This window comes from Geobacter sp. DSM 9736 (genome assembly GCF_900187405.1).
Lineage (GTDB): Bacteria > Desulfobacterota > Desulfuromonadia > Geobacterales > Geobacteraceae > DSM-9736.
Map to the genome: position 1 here is coordinate 3,781,091 of NZ_LT896716.1, position 23,451 is coordinate 3,804,541.

At 58.8% G+C, this 23,451-nt stretch carries 12 protein-coding genes; 2 read left to right on the forward strand and 10 right to left on the reverse strand.

The window, feature by feature from the left end:
* Positions 1-63: 63 nt before the first annotated feature.
* The 10 genes from CFB04_RS16975 to CFB04_RS17020 form a co-directional block, all read right to left on the reverse strand.
* Complete coding sequence (locus tag CFB04_RS16975) at positions 64-2,184, reverse strand: SLBB domain-containing protein (RefSeq protein ID WP_088536500.1); 2,121 nt, start codon at positions 2,182-2,184, stop codon at positions 64-66.
* Between the two features lie 251 nt (positions 2,185-2,435).
* On the reverse strand, positions 2,436-3,662 hold the full coding sequence (locus tag CFB04_RS16980; protein ID WP_172825526.1) for a hypothetical protein: 1,227 nt from the start codon (positions 3,660-3,662) through the stop codon (positions 2,436-2,438).
* Positions 3,663-3,693: 31 nt separating this feature from the next.
* The gene (locus CFB04_RS16985) at positions 3,694-6,480 is read right to left on the reverse strand and encodes an Ig-like domain-containing protein (protein ID WP_172825527.1); all 2,787 of its coding nucleotides are present in this window, start codon (positions 6,478-6,480) and stop codon (positions 3,694-3,696) included.
* 78 nt (positions 6,481-6,558) lie between these two features.
* Positions 6,559-9,357, reverse strand: a complete 2,799-nt coding sequence (locus CFB04_RS16990; RefSeq protein ID WP_172825528.1) for an Ig-like domain-containing protein — start codon at positions 9,355-9,357, stop codon at positions 6,559-6,561.
* Positions 9,358-9,435: 78 nt separating this feature from the next.
* Positions 9,436-11,502: a S8 family serine peptidase gene (locus CFB04_RS16995; RefSeq protein ID WP_088536504.1), complete on the reverse strand. Its 2,067-nt coding sequence runs from the start codon at positions 11,500-11,502 to the stop codon at positions 9,436-9,438.
* A 30-nt stretch (positions 11,503-11,532) separates the two neighbouring features.
* Positions 11,533-11,985 carry a hypothetical protein gene (locus CFB04_RS17000; protein ID WP_088536505.1) on the reverse strand — a complete coding sequence of 151 codons (453 nt, stop codon included), beginning with the start codon at positions 11,983-11,985 and terminating at the stop codon, positions 11,533-11,535.
* A 212-nt stretch (positions 11,986-12,197) separates the two neighbouring features.
* A complete protein-coding gene (locus tag CFB04_RS17005) occupies positions 12,198-13,931 on the reverse strand; it encodes a hypothetical protein (protein WP_088536506.1) in 1,734 nt (577 codons plus the stop codon).
* Between the two features lie 103 nt (positions 13,932-14,034).
* Entirely contained in the window at positions 14,035-15,390 is a 1,356-nt protein-coding gene (locus CFB04_RS17010) for a multicopper oxidase domain-containing protein (RefSeq protein ID WP_088536507.1), read from the reverse strand.
* 153 nt (positions 15,391-15,543) lie between these two features.
* Positions 15,544-16,719 carry a multicopper oxidase domain-containing protein gene (locus CFB04_RS17015; protein WP_088536508.1) on the reverse strand — a complete coding sequence of 392 codons (1,176 nt, stop codon included), beginning with the start codon at positions 16,717-16,719 and terminating at the stop codon, positions 15,544-15,546.
* 86 nt (positions 16,720-16,805) lie between these two features.
* Positions 16,806-22,349 carry an SdrD B-like domain-containing protein gene (locus CFB04_RS17020; protein WP_088536509.1) on the reverse strand — a complete coding sequence of 1,848 codons (5,544 nt, stop codon included), beginning with the start codon at positions 22,347-22,349 and terminating at the stop codon, positions 16,806-16,808.
* Positions 22,350-22,733: 384 nt separating this feature from the next.
* Between CFB04_RS17020 and CFB04_RS17025 the strand changes: the two genes are divergently transcribed.
* Both CFB04_RS17025 and CFB04_RS17030 read left to right on the forward strand, forming a co-directional pair.
* Complete coding sequence (locus tag CFB04_RS17025; protein WP_231934258.1) at positions 22,734-23,108, forward strand: FKBP-type peptidyl-prolyl cis-trans isomerase N-terminal domain-containing protein; 375 nt, start codon at positions 22,734-22,736, stop codon at positions 23,106-23,108.
* An 80-nt stretch (positions 23,109-23,188) separates the two neighbouring features.
* Positions 23,189-23,422, forward strand: a complete 234-nt coding sequence (locus CFB04_RS17030) for a hypothetical protein (protein WP_088536511.1) — start codon at positions 23,189-23,191, stop codon at positions 23,420-23,422.
* Positions 23,423-23,451 lie beyond the last annotated feature (29 nt).

The following is a 23,451-nucleotide window of genomic DNA, read 5'->3' on the forward strand; positions in this document are numbered from 1 at the left end:
CGCTACGTCGAGGAGCCTGAGGAGAAGCCGGCGGCGGAAGGGCGCGAATACGGCGTCGCCTTGTCAAAAGAGCGCGATTACCACGCCTGTGGCCACCGCAATCTGAAACAGTATCTGGGTGATGTCCTTCACGTTGCGCATCCAGGCAACACGTTCGATCTTTTCCGGGACCACTATGGTGTCGCCGGAACCGACCCCGTTCCCCGGCCTGAAGAAGCTGCCGCACGCCTTGACCGCGGTGCCGTCGGCCTGCAGGATGTAGACGTTGTCTTCGTCGGCATTGGGTGCATATCCTCCGGCAAGATCTATGTAGTGCCGATAGCCCTCAGCAGGGTCGTGAACGAAGGCGCTCTGGTTGAATACCGAACCTATGACCTGTACGGTATTGGGATCTGCGGGAATGAAGATCGCGTCACCCTGTTCCAGTTCGATATCGTGGGAGGTTCCCCGGATGAGCGCCGGCTCCCTCATGTTCAGCGCGATCCTCCCCTTGGCCCTGGCAGACTTGAGCTGGTTCACAAAATGCCGCTTCTGCTCCATCTCGATCTGGACCATACGCGCCTCGTCCGGGGAGGAGGCGGTTGCGGCCTGTGCTGTCCCTGCCGAAATCAAGTCCCGCTCCAGTCGCTCGACCATTTCGTCTATCTGCTTCTGCTGAAGCTCCCGGACCTTCTCCCGGGTGAACACCGCTCCCCGCACATGGGCCCGCTCGGTGAATCCGCCGGCACGCTCCAGAACGGAGGAGAGCCGCTCCCCTTTCTTCAGTGTATAGGTCCCGGGGAACCTCACCTCGCCGCCTATGGTTACGGTGCGGTTGCCGCTCCATTCCGGGATCGGCCGCACGAAGAGCGTGTCGTCCCTCTGAAGGAGCAGGTTGCTCTCTTTCTCACCCTTGGCGGCCCGGTCCAGATCTATCACCAGAAGGTCCGTCCTTGGCCCATCCTGTGTTACCGTGACCCTCGCCAGCTCCGCCTGCTTGGAGGCGAAGTAGCGAAGTCCCCCGGCCAGTGCGATGACATCCTGGACCCTTGTCGTTTCAGGGTTCACCGCATATTCGCCCGGATATGCCACCGCGCCGGAGACGTTGATGGTGTGCGGAGCGTCCACGACGGGGAAGATACGCGCCATGTCCCCGTCCTGCAGGAGGAAATTCTTCTCCCTGCTGGTCTCGATGTCGATGAGATCCCCTTCGAACAGGGTCCTGAACTGTCGATCCTGCACCCGCTGCATCTGGACGCGCCCCTTGAAAGCGTTTCCGGTGAGGCCTCCGGCCATCCGGATCAGATCGAGGAGCCTGGTTTCCCCCTTCAGCTCGTAGATAGCGGGCGTTTTCACATTGCCTGCGATGCCGACGAGGGGGCCGATGGGCGGGATGAAGATCACGTCCTCGGGCATGAGCCTGATGTCCCGGGTTTTGTCCCCGTTCAGCAGAAAGTCGTAGAGGTCGAAGGTGACGACCGTCTGACCGTTCCGCTTCACCTGGATGTTCCGCATGGAGCCGGTCCGGGAGGGGCCGCCCCCTTCCAGGAGGCCGTTGATGATGGTGGAGAGGGAAGAGACGGTGTAGGCGCCGGGGCGCTCGGCTTTGCCGACCAGATAGATCCGCATGCTCCGGAGCGATCCCATGCTCACGTTCATCTCGAAGCCGGTGTAGTACTTGGAGAACTTTTTGTGCAGGACCTCCTTCAGTTCCCTGAAGGTGAGGCCGGTAACACCGAAAACTCCCGCCTTCGGAAGGCTGATATTGCCGTCGTTATCCACCACGACGTTCCAGCTCCCTTCGATCTTCCCCCATATCTCGATCTTGATGGCGTCGCCCGGACCGATCACATAGTCCGGCCCAACGGGTACATGCTGGCCTGGGGCGAAAGAAGAGGGTGCCTTGTCGAAGAGATCGTATCCGAACTGCTTCAGGGCGTCAGGCGCGGCTGACGGGGATTTCCTGTGGTCTTCGGCTGCCGGTTTTTCTTCTGCTCCGGGAGCTTGAACGGCGGCTGGTTTCATCTGGGGAGAAGCCGGCTGCTGGATCGAGGAGGGCAAGCGGTCCGGCCTGTGCTGAGACGCCTCCGGCTGCTGCGCCGGTCCTCCAAACGGTAGAGGCGCTTCCTGCCCGCGGACGGGTATCGAGAAGGTTGCAAGGAGGACGAGGGATACGAGGAAATACCACAAGCACTTCTGTTTCATGTGACCTCTTTCGACTACGATCCGTCCCCCCCCGGCTGACCGGGGCCTCCATCGGACGGACCAGCACTGCAGTCAATTCATTAAATGTGAAGATAAACTATCGCCAGGTGGGTTTTAACTATACTACGCTAATTATAAAAATCTAGTATAGCGCGAAAAATTTATCCAGGGAGGGGGGAAGGCTTGTAGCGGGTCAGGTTGGTGTTGGGCGGCTGCCCTGATCGAAGCAGCCGCCCGGATGTATGTGAAGATTAATTTACCAGCTTCCTAACGGGCAGATCCCCTGGTATGCCGAAACCAGGTACTACCGCGGCACTAGTCATATTCCGGGGCGTCCAGAGTATGGCGATCTCCCCATTGGTACCGGCTACCTGTCCGGAGGCGTTTATGGCTGCTGCTGTTGTGCTCCCCCCGAAAAGGGATGGAAGATACGACATCGTTCCCTCTTTCCAGATGAAAGCACGCAAGGGCGCAGTCGTACGGGGAATGAAGAGATCGCCGACGATGGTGCCACTGTTGTTCATGTCCTCAGTTGTGCTGGCTGTATAATTGTCGAGGGTGCCGAGATAGGTCGTAATACCATTCTGCCATTGATATGCATATGGACCTCCCGGATCAGCGTAGTTGCCCGCGGTCTGCCCGAGTGCGTTAAATGCCGTGGGACAATTGGCGTCACCCCCTGGTCGGTCAGCAGCGTCGTAAGTGTCGATCCACAGGCCGTTTTTCAGCACGTAGCCGTGCCTCACGCGGGGGAAGGGTTGATGGCCGCATCCTGCGACGTCTCCCTGCTCGTTGATTAAAACATCGATCCAGTATCCCCAAGCATCGGAGTTGAAGAAGTTGGGCACATAGCCCAGGTCGGTAATCCGATTGTTCTGCCAGAGGAAGATGCGGCTCCCGCCGGTGCTGGTGCTGGTGCTGATGCCTGCTATCCGGCCTGAGTTGTTGATGTCGTAGGCGCTGCTGACACTGTGTCCTGCGAGCGTGCCCAAGTCTGCCATTACTCCGTTCTTCCAGAGGAAAGCGTGTTTCACGCCGGCGGCAGTCTCACTCTCTCCGACCACTTCTCCCGAGTCGTTCAAGGCGCGGGCCGAAGCCGTGCGGCCGCCGAGTGTTCCCAGATCGGTCAATACGCCGTTGTCCCAGATATAGGAGCGCCCTTCCTGAGTACCGATTACCTGGTCGGCGTTGTTTATCGCGACGATATCGAATATTCCCATGTCGGTCATCATGCCGTTCCTCCATAAGAATGCATGCATTTCCTCGGCTGCAGTGCCGCTCTGGCCTGCCACAGTACCGGCATCGTTCATGGCGACCGCTTCACTCCACGAGCCGCCGAGAGTGCCGAGGCCGGTAACGCTGAAGAGATCTGCGGTGTAGGCGTCCGGCGCCAACAACGAGGTAAAGAGGCATATCAATAGAGATAATCTCAACCGCTCCGCCATTGGCTCCACCTCCACGGAAGTTTTGACTCCCATCACCGCATCAGGTCTTAGTAAGTATATCCAATTACCAGTCTCCCGTAACCGGCACATCGCCCGGAATTCCGAATCCGGATACAACCGCGTCCACGCCGTCATCCCATGCTCCGTTACCGTTTGTATCCAGGAACCATGTATTGCCGCGGATAACGCCGATCTTGGTGGCTCCGCTGCCGTTCCAGTCGCCGGTCACCGGCACGTCGTCCGGGTTCCCGAAGGTGTAGGCTGCATCGATGCCGTCGTCCCAGGTGCCGTTTCTGTTCATGTCCAGATACCACGTGTTCCCCCGCACTACGCCGATCCTGGTTATGCCGCTCCCGGTCCAGTCGCCGGTTATCGGTTTGTCGCCTGGAATGCCGAAGGAATATGAGGCGTCTCCTTCATCCCATCCCCCATTGCCGTTCATGTCCAGATGCCACGCGCCGTTCCTGAAGACGCCGATCTTTGTGGCCGATCCGCCGTTCCATTTTCCGGTGACGGGGATGTCGGTGGGGATACCGAAGGAGTAGGCGGCATCGATGCCGTCGTCCCATGCGCCGTTGCCGTTGATGTCCAGGTACCACGCGCCGCTGCGGAAGACGCCGATTTGGGTGCCGGCGCCGGTCCAGCTTCCTACGACGGGGATGTCGCCCGGGATCCCGAACGAGGCGGTTGCGTCGGCTTCAGATTCCCACGCTCCACTGCCGTTTTTGTCGAGGAACCACTGGCCCTCTCTGAAAACGCCCACTTGTGCAGCTTGCTGGGGCCGCTGCGGTGTCCACAGCACTGCCCTCTCTCCGTCGGTGCCCGCTATCTGCCCGGAAGCGTTGATGTCTACTGCCTGACAATACCCCCCGAAAAGTGAGGGCAGATAAGAGATGGCGCCCTCTTTCCAGATGAATGCACGAGACTCTGGAACAATCCAAAGTTGTTGCTGAACCGACGTGGGGTCAACATGCCCACCGTAGCCCAACCACAATGCTCCGATGATTTCTCCGGCATTGTTCATACCCGTAACCGCGCCCACTGTATTGGGGGCGATGGTGCCGAGATAAGTCGTCGTTCCGTTATCCCACAGGAAGGGATACGTATTCGTATTATCAGTGTAGTTGCCTCCTACCTGCCCCAGATTATTGAAAGCTGTGAGGCAATTACCCCTTCCATATATTGTGTTCGAGTGGGTGTTGACCCACTGACCGTCTTTCAGGACATAAGTATGCTTCTCATACGCCCCGTAGGGCAATTCGCCGCATGCGGCGATATCCCCGTTCTCGTTTATGAATGCGCTGGTCCACCTGCCCCCCACCGGCGAAGAAATGTCGGGCACTTTCCCCAGGTCTGACATAATGTCATTCGTCCAAAGGAATATGCGGCGCGAATTGGATATACCTATGATCTGACCCGAGTTATTGATGCCGTAAGCTCCGCTGACTGTATCTCCATCGAGTGCCCCAAGGTCAGTCATGACCCCTTTGGACCAGAGAAAGGCATGTATGAGGCCCGTCTCCGTGTCACTCTCGCCGACCACCGCACCGGAATCGTTGATGGCACGAGCGGTGGCTGTTAGCCCGCCCAGTGTGCCGAGATCGGTCAGCGTCCCCTTTTCCCAAAAGTAGGAGCGGCCCCCCCTTGTTCCGATGACCTGTCCGACCTCGTTGACCGCCACTACGTCGAAGGCCCCCATGTCGGTCATGACGCCATTTTTCCAGAAGAAGGCGTGATTCTCATTTGTGGCTGTTTTGCTCTGGCCAACTACAACTCCATTATCGTTGTTGGCAACCGCCAAACTCGTGTCCCCACCGAGGGTCCCAAGTTCTGTGACGGAATAGGCGAGACTTACATGGTCGAAGAGGGCCGTGGAGAGGGCGGCATCATCGTGGCTGGTCACCGCGAGTCCTATGTAGACGGTGCTCGCCATGGCAAGGGTGTCGCTTCCCACCAGGACCCAGTTGACCCCGTCTGCCGAAGCATAGCCGCTGATGCTGTTTCCGCTTCGTACGAGCCTTACCCAGTGGGGCGCCTCGACGTACGGTCCGGAAGTGTAGATAGAGGGGGCGCCGGCGGCAAGGCGCCGCTGAAAGATCGCTGTCGAATAACCGGGCTTGATCTCCATCATTGCATTGGCTGAATCGGCCGCCAGGGTCTCGCGTATCATGACACCTGCCTTGGCGTACTCGTGTGTCGTATTCTGTAGCGATGCCACACGCGCGGTGATCTGGCCATCTCCCGTGAGCGTCTGGTAGACGTAACGGAATTCATCCGCGGTTTCCCAGATATCGGCACCCGATCCTTTTATGGTATAGGTGCCTCCGGCGAAAGCGGCGCTCCCCGGCATGCCGACGGAGCCGATGTCGCCTGATTGCCACGGGGGAGGCAGCAAGTTGAAGGTGATGGGGCTGGAGGTGGCGGCCCTGCCGGCCGAGTCGGTGGCTCTGGCGGTGAGCGTGTAGCTTCCTTCGGTAATGTATGGTTGGAAGGTATAGGTGAGGGTGCTGGATGTGCTGGTGGTGAGGAGCGTAGTGCCGTGGTACAGCTCCACCCTGGTAATGGCGGTTCCCGGTTCCGTTGTTGCGGTTGCTGTGACTATCGGAGCGGCGGGAGCGGTGAAAGTCGCGCCATCGATGGGCCTGGTGATGGTTACCATTAGAGGCCCTGAGGGTTCTGCATGGACGGCAGGAGTGCCGAGGAGCAGGTTCAGTAGCAGCAGGATCACCAGCACGGTTACGTGTCGGAGCCTCGACTTGCCGACTCCTGACCCGGACCAGGGGAAGGGCCCTCTGCCGTGAGGATGTTTCTTTACCTTCGGTTCACCACATGTTCCAGCAACTGGGTTCATCTCTCCACCTCCTGAAGGTTTTGACGTGCCCATCCTGTTTCACATCATGGTGCGCTCTCTTCTTTTAATCAGGCTGCCTCACCACGCTCCTGTCACCGGTACATCACCGTGAATGCCGAAGCCGGTGACAACCGCATCCGCCCCTTCATCCCAGAAGCCATTCCCGTTCATGTCGAGGAACCAGGTGCCGCCGCGGATAACGCCGATCTTGGTGGTTCCGCCGCCGTTCCAGTCGCCGGTCACCGGCACGTCATCCGGGTTGCCGAAGGAGTAGGCTGCATCGATGCCGTCGTCCCAGGTGCCGTTTCCATTCATGTCCAGATACCACGTGTTCCCCCGCACTACGCCGATCCTGGTTGTGCCGGTCCCGGTCCAGTCGCCGGTTATCGGTTTGTCGCCTGGAATGCCGAAGGAATATGAGGCGTCTCCTTCATCCCATCCCCCATTGCCGTTCATGTCCAGATGCCACGCGCCGTTCCTGAAGACGCCGATCTTTGTGGCCGATCCGCCGTTCCATTTTCCGGTGACGGGGATGTCGGTGGGGATACCGAAGGAGTAGGCGGCATCGATGCCGTCGTCCCATGCGCCGTTGCCGTTGATGTCCAGGTACCACGCGCCGCTGCGGAAGACGCCGATTTGGGTGCTAGCGCCGGTCCAGTTACCGGTGACGGGAATGTCGGAGGGGTTTCCGAACGAGGCGGTGGCATCGGATTCGGATTCCCACGTTCCACTGCGGTTCTTGTCGAGGAACCACTCGCCCTCCCTGAAAACGCCCACGTGGGCAGCTTGCTGGGGCCGCTGCGGTGTCCACAGCACTGCCCTCTCTCCGTCGGTTCCCGCTATCTGTCCGGAAGCGTTGATGTCTATTGCATGATAATACCCCCCGAAAAGTGAGGGCAGATAAGAGATGGCGCCCTCTTTCCAGATGAATGCCCGAGACGTTAGAGAAATCCAAGGTTGTTGCCGAATCGACGTGGGGTCAACATGTCCACCGTAGCCCAACGACAATGCTCCGATAATTTCTCCGGCATTGTTCATACCCGTAACCGCGCCCACCGTATTGGGGGCGATGGTGCCCAGATAGGTCGTCGTTCCGTTGTCCCACAGGAAGGGATAGGTATTCGTAACATCAGTGTAGTTGCCTCCTACCTGCCCCAGATTATTGAAGGCTGTGAGGCAATTACCCCTTCCACTTATTGTATCGCTATGGGTGTCGACCCACTGCCCCCCCCTCAGGACATAAGTACGCTCATGGTAAGGAAACGGCCATTTGCCGCACCCGGCGACATCCCCTCTCTCATTTATGAACACGCTGGTCCAATAGGGGTAAGGTAATGATTGGTGTGGAACGCGTCCCAAATCGGTCATCAAACCGTTAGCCCAGAGAAAAGAGCGATGTCCGTAGAGTGTATTGCTGTACGTTGTTGATGTACCTACGACCTGACCGGAATTGTTTATGTCGTAAGCTCCGCTGGCTGTATCTCCATCGAGTGTCTCAAGGTCAGTCATGACCCCTTTCGTCCAGAGAAAGGCATGTATCAGGCCCGTCTCCGTTTCACTCTCACCGACCACCGCCCCGGAGTCGTTGATGGCACGAGCGGTAGCCGTGGGACCGCCCAGGGTGCCGAGATCGGACAGCGCCCCCTTTTCCCAGAAGTAGGAGCGGCCCCCCCTTGTTCCGATCACCTGCCCCGCCTCGTTGACCGCCACCACGTCGAAGGCCCCCATGTCGGTCATGACTCCGTCCTTCCAGAAGAAGGCATGATTCTCACCCGTGGCTGTGTCGCTCTGCCCTACCACGATCCCTGCGTCGTTGAGGGCGACGGCTGAACTCTTGTTGCCGCCGAGGGTGCCCAGTTCGGTGACGGCATAGGCGAGACTTACGTGGTCGAAGAGTGCCGTGGAGAGGGCGGTGTTGTCGTGGCTGGTCACCGCAAGGCCGATGTAGACGGTGCTCGCCATGGTAAGGGTGTCGCTTCCCACCAGGACCCAGTTGACCCCGTCTGCCGATGCATAGCCGCTGATGGTGTTTCCGCTTCGTACGAGCCTGACCCAGTGGGGCGCCTCGACGTATGGTCCGGAGGTGTAGATAGAGGGGGCGCCGGCGGCAAGCCGCCGCTGAAAGATCGCTGTCGAATAACCTGGCTTGATCTCCATCATAGCGTTGGCTGAATCGGCCGCCAGGGTCTCGCGTATCATGACCCCAGCCTTGGCGTACTCATGTGTCGTATTCTGCAGCGATGCCACTCGTGCGGTAATCTGGCCGTCTCCCGTGAGCGTCTGGTAGACGTAGCGAAATTCATCGGCGGTTCCCCAGATATCCGCTCCCGACCCTTTGACGGTATGGGTGCCGCCGGCGAAAGCGGCGCTCCCCGGCATGCCGACGGAGCCGATGTCGCCCGACTGCCACGGGGGAGGCAGGATGTTAAAGGTGACGGGACTGGAGGTAGCGACCCTTCCGGCCGAATCGGTGGCTTTGGCCGTGAGGGTGTAGCTTTCACTGATGTATGGCTCAAAGGTATAATTAAGTGTGCTGGATGTGCTGATGGTGACGAGCTTCGTGCCGTGGTAAAGCTCCACCCTGGTTATGGCGGTTCCCGGTTCCGTTGTTGCGGTTGCGGTGACTATCGGAGCGGCGGGAGCGGTGAAAGTCGCGCCATCGATGGGCCTGGTGATGGTTACCGTTAGAGGCCCTGATGGTTCTGCATGGACGGGAGGAGTGCCGAGGAGCAGGTTCAGTAGCAGCAGGATCACCAGCACGGTCACGTGGCGGAGCCACGACTTGCCGACTCCTGACCCCGACCAGGGGAAGGGCCCTCTGCCGTGAGGATGCTTCTTTACCTTCGGTTCACCACATGTTCCAGCAACTGGGTTCATCTCTCCACCTCCTGAAGGTTTTGACGTGCCCATCCTGTTTCACATCATGGTGCGCTCTCTTCTTTTAATCAGGCTGCCTCACCACGCTCCTGTCACCGGTACATCACCGTGAATGCCGAAGCCGGTGACAACCGCACCCGCCCCTTCATCCCAGAAGCCATTCCCGTTCATGTCGAGGAACCAGGTGCCGCCGCGGATAACGCCGATCTTGGTGGTTCCGCCGCCGTTCCAGTCGCCGGTCACCGGCACGTCATCCGGGTTGCCGAAGGTGTAGGCTGCATCGATGCCGTCGTCCCAGCTGCCGTTTCCATTCATGTCCAGAAACCAGGTGTTGCCACGCACGACGCCGATTCTGGTCGTGCCGGTCCCGGTCCAGTCGCCGGTTACGGGCTTGTCGCCGGGGATGCCGAAATAACGGGAGGCATCCTGAATGTCCCACGTGCCGTTGCCGTTCATGTCCAGGTACCACGCGCCGTTCCTGAAGACACCGATCTTTGTGGCCGATCCGCCGTTCCATTTTCCGGTGACGGGGATGTCGGTGGGGATACCGAAGGAGTAGGCGTCGTCGATGCCGTCCTCCCACGCGCCGTTGCCGTTCATGTCGAGGTACCAGGCGCCGCTTCGGAAGACGCCGATCTGTGTGCCGGCGCCGGTCCAGCTTCCGGCGACGGGAATGTCTCCAGGGTTTCCGAACGAGAAGGATGAGTCAGCTCCGGCGTCCCATGTACGGGTTCCGTTCAGGTCAAGATGCCATCGACCTCCCCGGAAAACCCCGATCCGGTCGTTGGCGCGCAATCGGTTGTAGGCGGCGGGGACGTTCAGGCTACCGTATCCGTAGGCATTGTCGGGGCCGAAGACGCCGACATCGCCGGCGGAATCTCGAAAAGCGGCTTCTATCACTGATGCGTCGAGATCGGGAAACGCCTGAATGAGGAGAGCCATGGCTCCTGCGGCATGTGGGGCGGCGAAGGATGTGCCGGAAACGGTGGCGTAGGCTCCGGGTATGCCGAAGTCAAGGTCTGTGGTGAGGATGTCCACTCCCGGTGCGACGACCACCGGCGAAATGCCGCCGCCGCATGCAGACGGGCCCCGGCTGCTGAAGCTCGCGACCGTGCCGGTGCTGTCGACGGCTCCGACCGAGAAGGCGGAGGAATAATCGGCGGGGCTGACGATGGTTGATGGAAATGGTCCGTCATTGCCCGCGGCGAAGGTCATGGCGATTCCGGCTGCCTTCAGGATTTCTATGTCCGGATGAAACTCCGTAATGCAGCCGTAGGTGTTTTCGATCCCCCAGGAGTTGTTGACCACATCGGGAGCATCGTCGGTGTCTGGGTTGCCGTCCGGGTCGAGCAGCCATTGGAAACCGCGATGCACGGAGCTGTAGGAGGCGGCGCCGGCGTCGTTGAAGATCTTGACAGCTATCCACCTGGCGCCGGGAGCGACGCCGATGGAGCTTCCTCCCGCGTCTCCCCCCACCATGATCCCCATGGTCTTTGTCCCATGGCCGTCCCGATCGGCGGGGGAGTCGTGCTCCTGGTTCGGGTCGAACCAGCTGTTGGTGCCGCCGCGCCATCTGTCCCGCAAGTCCGGATGTGATGCATCCACCCCCGAATCCATGTTGGCAACTACGACACCCTCGCCGGTATAGCCGAGATTCCACAGTTCGGGCGCTCCGACCGCCGCGATGTTCCATTCGGGAGATGCGGGATTGCTGTAGACCGTCTTCGGCATGGGGATCGAGGCATCGAGGATTATGCTTTCCACCTGGGGGAGCTGTGCGAGTTCCTGAATTAACTGGGCATTCGCGGTGAGTGCGACTCCGTTGACGAGCCAGAGTGGGCGGACCTTTCTTATCTTCTTCTTGTCCAGGAAGTTCCGTATCTCTCGCTGAGATGCGTCCGCAACCCTCCTGAGAGCTCTGATGATCTTCGACCGGCGTGTACGCTTGTCTCGGTCACGGATGCTGTCTACCCGGGCCTTCCCCGTTGCCCTGACGATGATGGGAAATTCATGCTGCGATCCGGTTTCCATGACCTCCACGACCCGGGGGTCCAGATTGCCCGCTCCGGCAGGGCCGACTCCCGCCATGCAGAAGAGAATGACGAGGGGAAAGAATATTGGGTAGCGCTTTATCCTTCTCTTCACAACATTCTCCCCCCGGAAGTGTTGCGGCGGCTACTGCACGGTGATGTTCTCCGCCCTGAAGTCGCCGATGACCACCGAGACCTTGTTCCCCTTCTTCACGTAGCCTCCGGGGTTGGCGAACATGACGAAATAGTTGCGTTCTGGTTGGGGAGGGCGGGTGCTTCGCAGGGCGCCGACCTTCGGGGGCTCCGGAACGGCGAAGACGGCGCCGGTGGCCTCATCCACGAGGTAGGGTTTAAGCTTCCTGTCGAAGAGGGGCTTCGCTTTCTCCGGGTCGAGCACCCGGTAGCGGAAGTCGAGCATGTAGCCCCCCGCCGACTGCTTGAGGCTCAGCACTTTTACTCCCCACTTTTCCTCGATGGATGATTCCTGCCGTGAGAGATCCGAGGAGGGAGGGGGGGCGGGTCGCGTCGTGGCGCAGCCCGTTGCCGAAGCGATGCATAATGCGAAGATGGAAATGGAAACGAACGATCTGTAAAACATTCTTCAACCTCTCCTTGTCATGGCGGCAGAGGCGCGCGCTGAGCACGCGCCTCTGCCGGTTCGTTCAGGTCCAGGCGTTGAAAAGCCAGGTTGTTCAAAAACAGTCAGATCGTCGCACCCGCAGGAGCGACCGCGGAGGCATAGCAGCGCTACGCCGCACAAGGGAGCGACGAGACGGGGCGAGATGGCCGTTTTTCAATAACCTGTCCCAGCTACCAGCGGCCGGCTACAGGAACGTCCGTCGGTATGCCGAATTCGGGAAACACGCCGTCGATCCCATCGTCCCAGGCGCCATTGCCGTTCAGGTCGAGAAACCAGGTGCTGCCGCGCACGACCCCGATCCTGGTGACGCCGGTGCCGGTCCAGTCGCCAGTGACGGGTTTGTCTGACGGAATGCCAAAGGAATAGACGCCATCGACTCCCTCATCCCAATAACCATTGCCGTTCAGGTCGAGAAACCAGGTATTCCCGCGGATTACGCCGATGTAGGTAGTTCCGCTGCCGGTCCAGTCGCCGGTAACCGGTTTATCGCCCGGATTACCGAACTGGGTGATAAAATCCGTTCCATCCTCCCAGATTCCGTTGCCGTTCGTATCGAGAAGCCATTGTCCGGAGCGAAACACCCCTATCCTTGCCGTTCCTGCTCCGGTCCAGTCCCCGGCGACGGGAATGTCTCCTGTAGTCCCGAACGTATAGGCTGCATCGATTCCGGGGTCCCATTGCCTGTTACCGTTCACGTCAAGAAACCATTGATTTCCTCCCCGAACGATGCCGACTTTTTTGGTTCCGCTGCCGTTCCAGTCCCCGATGACTGGCTGGTCTCCTGTCAGACCGAACCAGAAACCGGTATCGCCTGCATCCCAAGCCCCGTTGCCGTTCACGTCAATGAACCACTCGCCGTTGCGGAATACGCCTATGGACTCGGCCGATTCCGGGGGCACAACGAGAGAGGCGATCAACCCGCCGGGATAACTTGCCCCGTTTGTCAATGAGAGCTTGCGGTCATACAGCGGATAGGTTCCGTAACGGGAGGATGTCATGAGAGCATCGCTGGTTTTTGCCGGAGGGAGAAGCACCGAATAACCTTTTCGGACATGGCCGTACGGACTGCCGTCCTCGGCGATTACCGACAGGTTAAGCCCCTGTACGAGCGGCACGTGTGTCTTGAGGCCAGCGTTCAGGAATCGCAACAGGGTCGTCTGACCTGGAATCCCAGCCGGTATCGGCGCATTCCCCGGATACGGCTGACCGTTTATCAAAAAATATTTCGGTTCATAGTCGATAGTACTGGTAATGCCCGCTGGTGGCTCCGTGCCGTATGTGCCGGCGGCTACGTGTCCGTGAAGCACCGGATCGATTTCGCTGAATACCAGGAGTGCTTCGGCATCAAAGGCACTGGCCGGCCCGTAGGCTTGGCCGGCCGCGGCGTTTTTGATGACAGCGCCGTACAGTCCCATCTGAACCTGGACGGCCGGATGTGTGCCACTTTGGTAGAGGTAGGTGCCGGGCCTGAGACTGGGCCATGAATAGGTGTTGGTCGTACTGTTATCGGGTGGTGTCTCTGTAGTAAAGGACTTCACCCGTTGACGGCCTTCCCCGTCGGTAAACTTTACGGGAGCCATCGTGGCTCTTTGCCCGGGAATCACTATGGAAACAGGCTCGACCAAAGGCCCGGTCAATGCGTTCCTCAGATGAACCGTGAGGGCGGCATCGGTCGGCGGCACGGACAGCACCGGCCCCGGAGACGTTGGAGCGCCGCAACTGCTGTAGGTGCCGTCGGTGCACTGGGCGAAGCCCCACATGGTAACAACCGAGCTGTCCGGCATGGTCTTGGTGAATGTCTGCGCCCGTAACCAGTACTCGGCGCCAATTGAAATCCCGCTTGATCCCAGCAAGGCGGCCACTCCCAAAAGGAAAGCCGGGACGGTCTTTTTCAGAGTGTTCATTGTCATTCCTCCTCACATTGGCACTTTGTCGCCCACTTTCAGGGACGGCGACGAATGGCTGTTTTCCAATGATTTGAAACCAAGGTTGTTTTTTCAACAACCGCTAGTGCCCCATTAACATTACCCCTGGAGCCTCCACCACCATCATCGTCATCAGCCCGCCGGGAAAGATGTCGTTGTTGGTAATTTCCTTTTCCGCATGGGAATGCAACATGAAGAAAAAGCCGCCGTTCGGATTGAACCCACCCTGCCCCGGAGGGAGAGCGCCAAGCGCGCCGAGGAACGGGCTGCCGCCCCAGTGCTGGCCGAAGGTCAGTTCCTTTACATCCGGAAGTTCCACAGGGAAAGGTTTTCCATGATCGGGGCAGTACTCATGGGTGGCATCGTCGAAATTGTCGCCGTCCGTATCGTTGCATGTGGCGTCATGGCAGTGCATCGCCATCGCCATGCCGTCGGCCATGCCGTCGTTATCGGCATCCGTACAGTTGGTGTTGATCGGGCCATAGACGTCCCACCCCAGCTTCTCGCCCGTCCAGGTGAAGATTGCATCGGCAGTCTGTCCGGGTACCACGGTAGTGGTGAAAGCCCACTCGGCAAGATCAGCTCCTGCACCTGTCGAGAGAAGCCGCCCGTCTCTTGCGATGACCCTGTGGTGATTACCGTGGGTATGAAGGGGATGCAGGTCCCGTCCCGCTCCGATCATCCGCATCAGAGCCTTCTCGCCGGGGTGCGTCATCGGCATGCAGTTGTACGGCTGATGAGGCAGCAGCGGGTCGTAAGCCATGCTCATCGTATCCGGCGACGTACGGCCGTTGATGAACCAGTACACTGGAAAAAAAGTCGAGGTGTCGACCTCGGCCATTCTCCCGGCGGCAACCATTTCGTGGATCCGGGGATCCATTTCGGTAAGGAGGAACAAGTATTCCTGGTCATAAGCGCTGCTCGGGTCGTTGTAGGCAATCCTGTTCATGTGCTCGTCGAACCCGGTGGGCCGCACGATCAACGCGCCGACCAGCCCCATCTCGATCTGAAGGTCCGAATTGGTTCCACTGTAATAGGTATAGGTTCCTGCTTCGGAAGCGGTAAACCGATACGTCACCTTTCCCCCTCCGGCGGCAGCCTCACGGGTAAGGACGCCGGGAACGCCACCCGATGCCACTACGCCGCTTTGACCGGGGAAGACGGCGGAGACGGGAACGGACAGGGTGTTGGTCAGAGTGACCGTTACCGTATCACCCTGATTCACAATCAAGGTCGGTCCGGGATATTGCATGAGGCCATCGCCGTTGGCGTAGCCCCACATCAGATAATTGCCCCCTTCGCCGGTGCTGATGTAGCCGGACTTGGCGGTAAGATTGAATGTGGGCCCGGTTATCCCGTCGACGGTGGCCAGTGCGGGAAAGCAGGCGCACAGAACCACCAGGGCGGATAGCAGTAATATGTGCATAATTTTTTTCATAGTTACCCCCTAAAAAGTGCTCTGCCAAAAGGTTGTTCAAAAACATTCAGATCGTCGCACCCGCAGGAGTGCACGCGGAGGCGTAGCAGCGCTACGCCGCACAAGCAAACGACGAAGACGGCGGCGAGATCGACCGTTTTTTCAACAACCGCCTTAGAGAAGTTCGATTTCCGTCATCATTCCGCCATAATCCTCCTCATTGTTGCTCAGATTATGGATGTCGGTGGCGTACAGGAAGTATGTCCCCGGTGCGATCCCTGCTGTATCGAGAATGACGTCGCAAGCCTGACCTCCGCCAAGGGTGACGGAATTGGTCGTGTAGGAAAGATTCTCGCCGGCCGTGCTGCGCAAAATACGCGCGTCTTTACCGACGACCTTCATCGGAATACCAAGAACGGACAAGGTATAGAAATCAACCGTCGCCAGGCTGGAGAGGCGCAGCAGTATCTTCTGGCCCCGCACCGCGGTTATTTTCGACGAAACCCTCTGCGAAACCTTGCCGCCGTTTTCCGCAGGCGCAGGCAGCGGGGCCGGGTTTACCGTGTCAGGGTACCCACGGCCGTTCAGCATGGGATAATTGTCTTTCATCATGGCGAACGGAAGCGGCTGAACGGCGATGTGCTTGTCATGGAAATTGGAATCGAAACCATGGATCTGGATGGGAAAGTCTACGTCGTAGCAGGTTGAGCCGTCTCCGTCGTTATAGGCATACTTACGTGAGGCGCACCCGCCGACCAATGTGCCGTCCTGCAGCGGCGTAACGTACAGGTTGCCCAGCATACCCATCTGCATGTGCTCGGTTGCTTCCACGTGACAGTGATACAGGTAGGTGCCCGGTTCAGGGGCGCGGTAATAGTAGGTCAGGCTGGACCCCATATTGATGGCTATGGAGCCCATCGGTTCGCCGTCGAATACGGGAGCCGCGTTGGCAAAACCGTGCCAGTGGACCGTATGTGGATCGAACAGGTCCGGACGCATCATCATCCCCACATTGGTAAGCGTCAGGTAGACAATGTTCCCCTCCCGGACCTTGATTGTAGGCGCGGGAAATTCCCCAGCCAGCATGCCATGCATCATGACCATGTCTTCCGGCAATCCGGTAACGTTCGAGAAACCGAACATGTACTGTGGATGTCCGTCCGCCATGGTTATGAAACCGTCCCCCGCCGCCAGATGGATGCAATCCGTATTGGGAGGCCGTACCTCGGACCCGGTCCACTGGGCGTCTCCGTTGGTATCCCCCGGGCACTGGACTTTGACCGATGCATGGGACACGGAGTAGAGCAGCATGGATATGAAAAGAAATATGTTGATGACCTTGAATCGCATAAGGCACCTCTTTCGTTATAGTAAGGACCGCTATGCCAGGATGACGCAGGCGACCGACTGACCGGCCGCTTGCGCCTGATTAATCACTACCACTTGCCCGTAACGGGAAGGTCTCCCGGGATACCGAATCCGGATATCGTCTGGTCGGTTCCGTCCCACCCGCCGTTGCCGTTCATGTCCAGGAACCAGGTGCCGCCGCCACGGACGACGCCAATCTTGCTTATGCCGTTTCCGGTCCAGTCGCCGGTAACCGGCACGTCACCCGGAATACCGAATGAATATGCCGCATCGATGCTGTTATCCCAGACGCCGTTGCCGTTCATGTCGAGGAACCATGTGTTGCCGCGGACAACGCCGATCTTCGTCGTACCGTTGCCGGTCCAGTCTCCGGTGATCGGCTTGTCGCTCGGAATGCCAAAAGAGTAAACAGCATCTACACCCTGGTCCCAGGCTCCGTTGCCGTTCATGTCGAGGAACCAGGTATTGCCGCGGACAACGCCGATCTTCGTCGTGCCGCCGCCGTTCCAATCGCCGGTCACCGGCCTGTCGCCGGCAACGCCGAAGGAGAAGGTGCTGTCGGTACCTGCATCGAGGAAGCCGTTATTGTTGCTGTCCAGGTACCAGGTGCCGTTCCTGAAGACTCCGGCCTTGAAGGTCCCGCTGCCGGTCCAGTCCCCGGAAACGGGCTGGTCGCCCGGCATGCCGAAGACAAAGGTTCTGTCGCCGGCGTCCCAGGTACCGTTCTTGTTCTGATCGAGGAACCATTCTGCGTTACGGACCGCACCGATTCCCGTAACCGGGCCGGCAGGTACCGTAGCCGTGTACATCTCGTCGGCACCTATGTCGGGTCCCGCTCCATTCGGGCGATTTTCTCCGTCGTAATCCGTTGCCGGCGCCGCTGCGGCGCTAGCCGCGTCAACGGCGGAGGATGCAGCCCTGATATGGTAGTCTCCCGCCGTCTCGGTCAGTGGCGTGAAACGGACCGTGATGGCATTGCCCCCTTCGTCGATGACGGCGGCAATAACTATCTGGTTGAAATAACTGTTGACGAATGCCGGGTTGCCGGCGGTGTTACCGTTACCCGTGTAGTTTGCGCCATCGCCAGGGGTGAGGCTGGTAAGCAGGCAGTTGCTCGGATTCAAAAAAGTCGGGACACCCGTAACGCTGAGGTCCCACACCGGCATGGCCGGGTTCGGCAGCAGGCCGCCGACGCCATTGTTGGTGGTGTAGAAGGAGCGGTTGTTACGCACGATGTTGTTAACCAGCACGGGATCCGAGAATGTCTGGCCGCTGGCCGCAGCGATACCGGTCGCCCCGGTGCTGTGGGCATTGGAGACTATTCCCGCCCCTTGCGGGGTCGAGGTCGTAGCTCCCGCCCCGAATGCGTTTGCCGCCGTCGCCGTGCTGTCGTTGTCGGCGATCGTGTTGTTGACGATCCGTACCCTTGCCGCATCCTGCAGGCCAATGCCGCCTGCTGCGAATCCGGCCACATTGTTGACGATCATGTTGTTTTCGATGATAAGCTGATACCAGGCTGCCGGGTTGCCGGGCGCTGCGAGTACATCCTGCCCGTTCACCGCAAAGGCTCTGATGCCGCCCCCTGTACCGACGCCCGCCAGGTTGCCCTGGATCAGGTTTGAACGAATGGCGACGTTGCCGGCCCCGGCCGACGCTGCGCCCGGAACCTGCTCACCGCCGACAAATATGCCGGCGCCTTCGCCAAATGCCGCGCCACCGAAGGCGACCTCGTTGAACGTGATCCTGTTGTCGGCGATGAGGCCGTTGTTGCTGAGACCCGTGTGGGCAACGCCGCCGCCGTTGAAGCGCGAAAAGTTGCCGCTGATGAGGTTGTCCGTTACGGCATACCCGGTTGAACCGGAATAGATGGCAATACCGCCGCCACCCTGAACGCCGCCGTTCTTGGTTATTTCGTTGTTGCGAATGGTGATGTTCGGGTTGTTCGAAACTCGCTGGGGCATGCCGATGGCGATGCCGCCGCCGAAATTCCCCTGGTTGCCCGTCAACCTGTTATTGCTGATGGTCAGCCCGGTTACGTTGTCATCCACGTAGATGCCGCCACCCATAATGGCGCCGAAAACCTTGAAGCCGTCGATAAGAGTGGGATTGCTGAAGCCGGGAGCGGTCCCCAACACCATTATTCCCGGAGCTTCATTGGCCAGGAAGGGGTCGGTCCCCAGGATGCTCAGGATCTTGTCATGCCATGCGCTGAGCTTGTTGGCCGGAGATGGATTTGCGTAAATGATGGTCGAACCGGCTCCGCTCCCCTGAAGCTTGACGTTTTTGTACAGAATGACGTTCTCGCTGTACGTGCCGGGAGGTACGATGATCAGATCGCCGCTTGCAGCCGTATCCACCGTGTTCTGGATTGCATTGGGCGAACCCGGGACGACTTGTCTCACGCCGGTACAGCTGGCCACAACATGAAGTGTCACCCCTATCTCAGTGGCATTCCCGTTATCACCACGGACAACGATGAGCGTTCCGGTCGCAAGGCCTGCGGGGACCGTGGCGCTGATGGAGGCATCACTCCAGGCGGTAACCGGAAGCGGCACACCGTTCAGGGTCACCGAGCCCTGTACCGAGCCGAAACCGTAATCCCTGGTAACCGTTGCTGGACTGCCCGGAATGTTCGGATCGAAGTCGGGATTCGGCACTGCAGTCAATCCCAACGACGTGATGGTGATGTTGCGCGTGCTGCCGCAGACTACTGGGCCGGTGAGAGATCCGGTCACACTGGCTATGACGGGAACCAGCGTGGCAGGCTCGACATCTGGTCCTGCCTGCGGGAAACCGGTAAAGGAAGCAACCGGGACGAGAGGCGTATCCAGGTACGTAGTCTTCCCTGACCAGTAATCGAAGGTCCACGGAGTGACGCTGTAGCGGGGATCGTAGAACGGGTCGATGGTGCCGTCCGGCATGATCGGGTGATTGAGTACGGCGGTGATCATGTTAGGAGACATGCCGGCGGGAATTGCCGCGTTCGCCGTGAATGTCGAGGGTAGCAGCGCGTTGTAGGAACCCCACTCGTCCGTATAGACACGCGCCACTTCGTTACCCTGCCAATCCTGCATAGATACGGGAAGCCACGCAGGAGACGTTTTCTCGCCGAAAACCGGGCTGCCGGCATTGAATTCTGCCGCCAGGTCATTATTGCAGAAACCGACCACACGGGCAGCTTTGGGCACCTCGGTAAACATGAAGAAATCGGCAGCAGTATTCTGTGTCGGCTGAACGGTTACCTGCTTCATGGAGCAGAGCGGTGTCACCGACCCGGCAAGGGGAGGATCGATCGCAACCTGCTGGTCGAACAGGGTAAGCCAGTTGGGAACGACATGGTCAAACCCGGTATTTTCAATCGTGCCGACGCAGACGGCCGGGAGTAACAGCTGGCTCGGCCGGAACTCGTCGCCAAAATCAACGTTCTTGTCTTCCTCTTTTACGGTCTCGTATCCGGACGGTGTGACCGCTTCCACAATATACGTCCCCGGGTCAAGTGCACCGCCTGCCGGTGATCCGAAAGCGTAACCGCCATCGAACACACCAGGACGCACCTGGTTCCAGGTTCCATAGTTGTCGTAGCAGGGCTGCACGCCCGCTATCGGCGGCAGATCCTGAACGCAACCGGTCGGTTTGTTGTCGTCCCAGCTGTCGGTGGTAGCCAGTTCGATGGCGTCTCCCAGACTGAAATTGGTGCCGTCACCGCTGCGAACTACGTCTTCAGGGCCTTTCGGGGCGGTATTGTCGGACCAGCCGAAAGGATAGTTGTCCACATCACATAGCTGCACTCCTGCTACGCCGTTCAGGTCATCTATGATCCCATTGGCATCGGTGTCCCTGTAGAGACAGACCTGGACCCTGGGGATGCCGGGGCACCAGGGCTCACCTGCTGCCATCCGGGGGTCATTTTCGGCACGGGTCACATCATAGAACACGATGCCGCTGATACCGCCGTTCTCGTTCAGCTGGTAGTTGACCTTGCCCCAATCGATGACATTGGTCTGGTTGAGAAACAGGTGCATCGCCTGGGTCAGAACCGGTCCCGTTTCCGTGCGCGACAGATCGTTGCCCGTATTCGGGTTTACCATAACCTGGGGCTGAGGATTCAGGGCTCCGAAAGACGGAACTATCCAGCCGCTTGCAGGAGGAATCTGCCCGCCGTAATCAACCGCAGCAGTCATGCCGGTCGGCTTGAACCGCAGATAATCGACCTCGGCAACAAGCCATTTGAAAAAGGGAAAAACCTCTTCGAGGGAATATTCACCTCCCGGAACCGTCGTCGTAGCCTGGTACACCGAGCCGTCCCTGAACCGGAGGTTAACTGCCTGATTCGCTATTCCCTGCTCTCCTTCATCACGGAACCCGTTCTGATTCACATCGAAAAATACTGATCCCTTCAAAGTTCCGAACCACCGGAACGACATCACGTTGCCGAGGTCGATCGTGCCAGCGCCAGCCGGAACGGTGACGGTGTTGAAGCCGAACAGGGCATCGAGAGGCCGGTCCCACGTCACGAGCTGGTAAGTTCCCGGAGGAACGTTCTCGATGGTGAAATTGCTCTCTCCGTCACAGGGCACGGCTATCAACCCTTTGTTGACGGCAGCGAGATTGTTTAGACCGACCCAGCAACCCGATACCGGCGGCCCCTCGAAAAACCCCTGATTCGTCGGAGGGCGACCGAAGTGATTGAAAATGTTGCGCCCCTTGATCGTCGCCCCTCCCGGGCCTTGTCCGGCCCATGGGAGCTCCTCCGGCTTTACGAATCCGATGAACACGTGATTGAAGCCGGTGCCGAACCCCTCGATGAAAAGGGGTGGTTCATTCGCCTTAACCCATGCGTCGATGCCTGGGGTCCCTTCGATGGTGGAGGTCTGGGTCCACCCCGCAGCGTCCCCCGGTGGCACAGCCCTGATGCCGTACTTGCCGGGAACAAGATTTTTGATGAAGGCCTGACCATTGGCATCGGTGAGAATGACGCCGGTTCCCATTACATCCACACTGGAGCAATCGCTGGCGCTATAGGTTGTCCCGAGGGGATTGCCGCACGCATCCTGGGACATCTGCCCGCCAAGGTCGAAAATCTTGATTGAAGCGCCTGCAATCCCTTCTTCTCCCGCATCGGGGGTGTTGTTGATCGGGTTATGGTCCTTGAATATGAAGATGGAGACCTGGGCGGTCGGCAGAGGGTTCTGGTGGACTTTGACCGTAACTGCCGAGGCACCTGCTCCAACCATTGTCCCGCTTATGCTGAAGCCGGCGTCAGGGAGGACAGAGAGGAAGTAGCGCTTATTTGAGTCAGGCACGGTTATGCTTGTGCTTCCTCCGGCTGCATTCCCCTTGGCGACGACTGGAGCATGGCTGTTATGGATGTCGAGGCCGATGCTGTCTCCCACCCGTACGCCCGGAGGCGACTGGTTAGTGTTATCCTCTTCCAGCAGCCATCTGAAGCCGCTTACGGGGAGATTGCAGTTGTTGGCGGAGTCGCAACCGACCACATTCACCGTGAAGGCGTAGAGGTCGGTCTGTAGAGCGAGCCCCGCCAACAGCGTTACGCAGGTTGCAAAGAACCGGCGAAATCTGCTTCGAGAAGCCCTGCAGGTGTTTCTTCTCATGTTCTCCTCCTTCCTGAAATGACGAACCTGTGCTGCCGGTCATTCACCACTCGCTTTGCGGTAAATAATTAGTTTTTGCCAATTATAGACATGGTTGAGCCGGTGTCAAAGACACGAAATTCTTTTTTTTTCTAATTATAAAGAAGCTGCTTCCTGCGCGCATTTCCAGTGATACATTCATCATTTTCTGGAGAATTTCGGAGACCGCTCTCTCCCAGTCGGAATCAGCAATGTCTGCAACTGCAGTCCAGCCAACATTTTTTACTGTTTTCCCAAAAATAAATTTTGTACTGGAATTGACAGCAAGGTCCGTACTGCTAGAATTCATTAATTAAATTTTACGGGTTTGGTCAATATTGCATGAGCAGACGAGGGGGAGCTTTAATGATGATGTTCGGCAGGGTGAAAACGTTTTCAGCACTGTTCATGGCGATAGTGTTTCAGGCCGCTTCCGGTTCGGCTGAAGAGGCTGGTCCCCTGAAGACTGAACGGGATCGGGTGAATTATGCAATCGGGGTCAATTTCGTGGGAAACATGAAGCGGCAGGGAGTCACCATCGACATCGACCTGGTGATGCTCGGCATGAGGGACGCTGCCGCGGGGGGAAAACTCCTGCTGTCGGATGAAATGATACGCAAAGGGGTCGAGCAGTACCATGCGGCAGTGAGGCAGAAACGTACGCAGGTGGTTACAAGGGAAGCGGAGGATAACAGGGGGAAGAGGGGGGACATGGCGAGCGGGGAAAGACCGGCTCGGTAGGGCTGACCAGACGCCGGCCTTCGATTTGGAATTCCGGGCGATCAGGTGATCGTCAAGGACATACAAGAGAGGAGGAGGGTATGAAAAGGATGGGTGTAGTGGCGGCAGGGGGGATTCTGTCCATTTTTCTGGCTGCAACGGTGTATGCCGCTCCGAAAATTTCACACGGCAGCTCGCAGGCCGGTCAGGAGTCTGCTGGAAAAAGGGCCATGGCCGCCAAGCGTGAGCGGGAGAAGAAGGTCCAGGAAGTAAAGAAACGGGCGTTTGCCGCGAGACAGCAGGCACTGGGCGTGAGCAGCGGAGCCGGGAACTGAAGAAGACTTGAGTCAAATATTCCAAGGAG

Coding starts and splice junctions, on each gene's coding strand:
- CFB04_RS16975 (WP_088536500.1), bottom strand. CDS start 2,184: ATGAAACAGAAGTGCTTGTGGTATTTCCTCGTATCCCTCGTCCTCCTT.
- CFB04_RS16980 (WP_172825526.1), bottom strand. CDS start 3,662: ATGGGAGTCAAAACTTCCGTGGAGGTGGAGCCAATGGCGGAGCGGTTG.
- CFB04_RS16985 (WP_172825527.1), bottom strand. CDS start 6,480: ATGAACCCAGTTGCTGGAACATGTGGTGAACCGAAGGTAAAGAAACAT.
- CFB04_RS16990 (WP_172825528.1), bottom strand. CDS start 9,357: ATGAACCCAGTTGCTGGAACATGTGGTGAACCGAAGGTAAAGAAGCAT.
- CFB04_RS17000 (WP_088536505.1), bottom strand. CDS start 11,985: ATGTTTTACAGATCGTTCGTTTCCATTTCCATCTTCGCATTATGCATC.
- CFB04_RS17005 (WP_088536506.1), bottom strand. CDS start 13,931: ATGAACACTCTGAAAAAGACCGTCCCGGCTTTCCTTTTGGGAGTGGCC.
- CFB04_RS17010 (WP_088536507.1), bottom strand. CDS start 15,390: ATGAAAAAAATTATGCACATATTACTGCTATCCGCCCTGGTGGTTCTG.
- CFB04_RS17015 (WP_088536508.1), bottom strand. CDS start 16,719: ATGCGATTCAAGGTCATCAACATATTTCTTTTCATATCCATGCTGCTC.
- CFB04_RS17020 (WP_088536509.1), bottom strand. CDS start 22,349: ATGAGAAGAAACACCTGCAGGGCTTCTCGAAGCAGATTTCGCCGGTTC.
- CFB04_RS17025 (WP_231934258.1), top strand. CDS start 22,734: ATGATGATGTTCGGCAGGGTGAAAACGTTTTCAGCACTGTTCATGGCG.
- CFB04_RS17030 (WP_088536511.1), top strand. CDS start 23,189: ATGAAAAGGATGGGTGTAGTGGCGGCAGGGGGGATTCTGTCCATTTTT.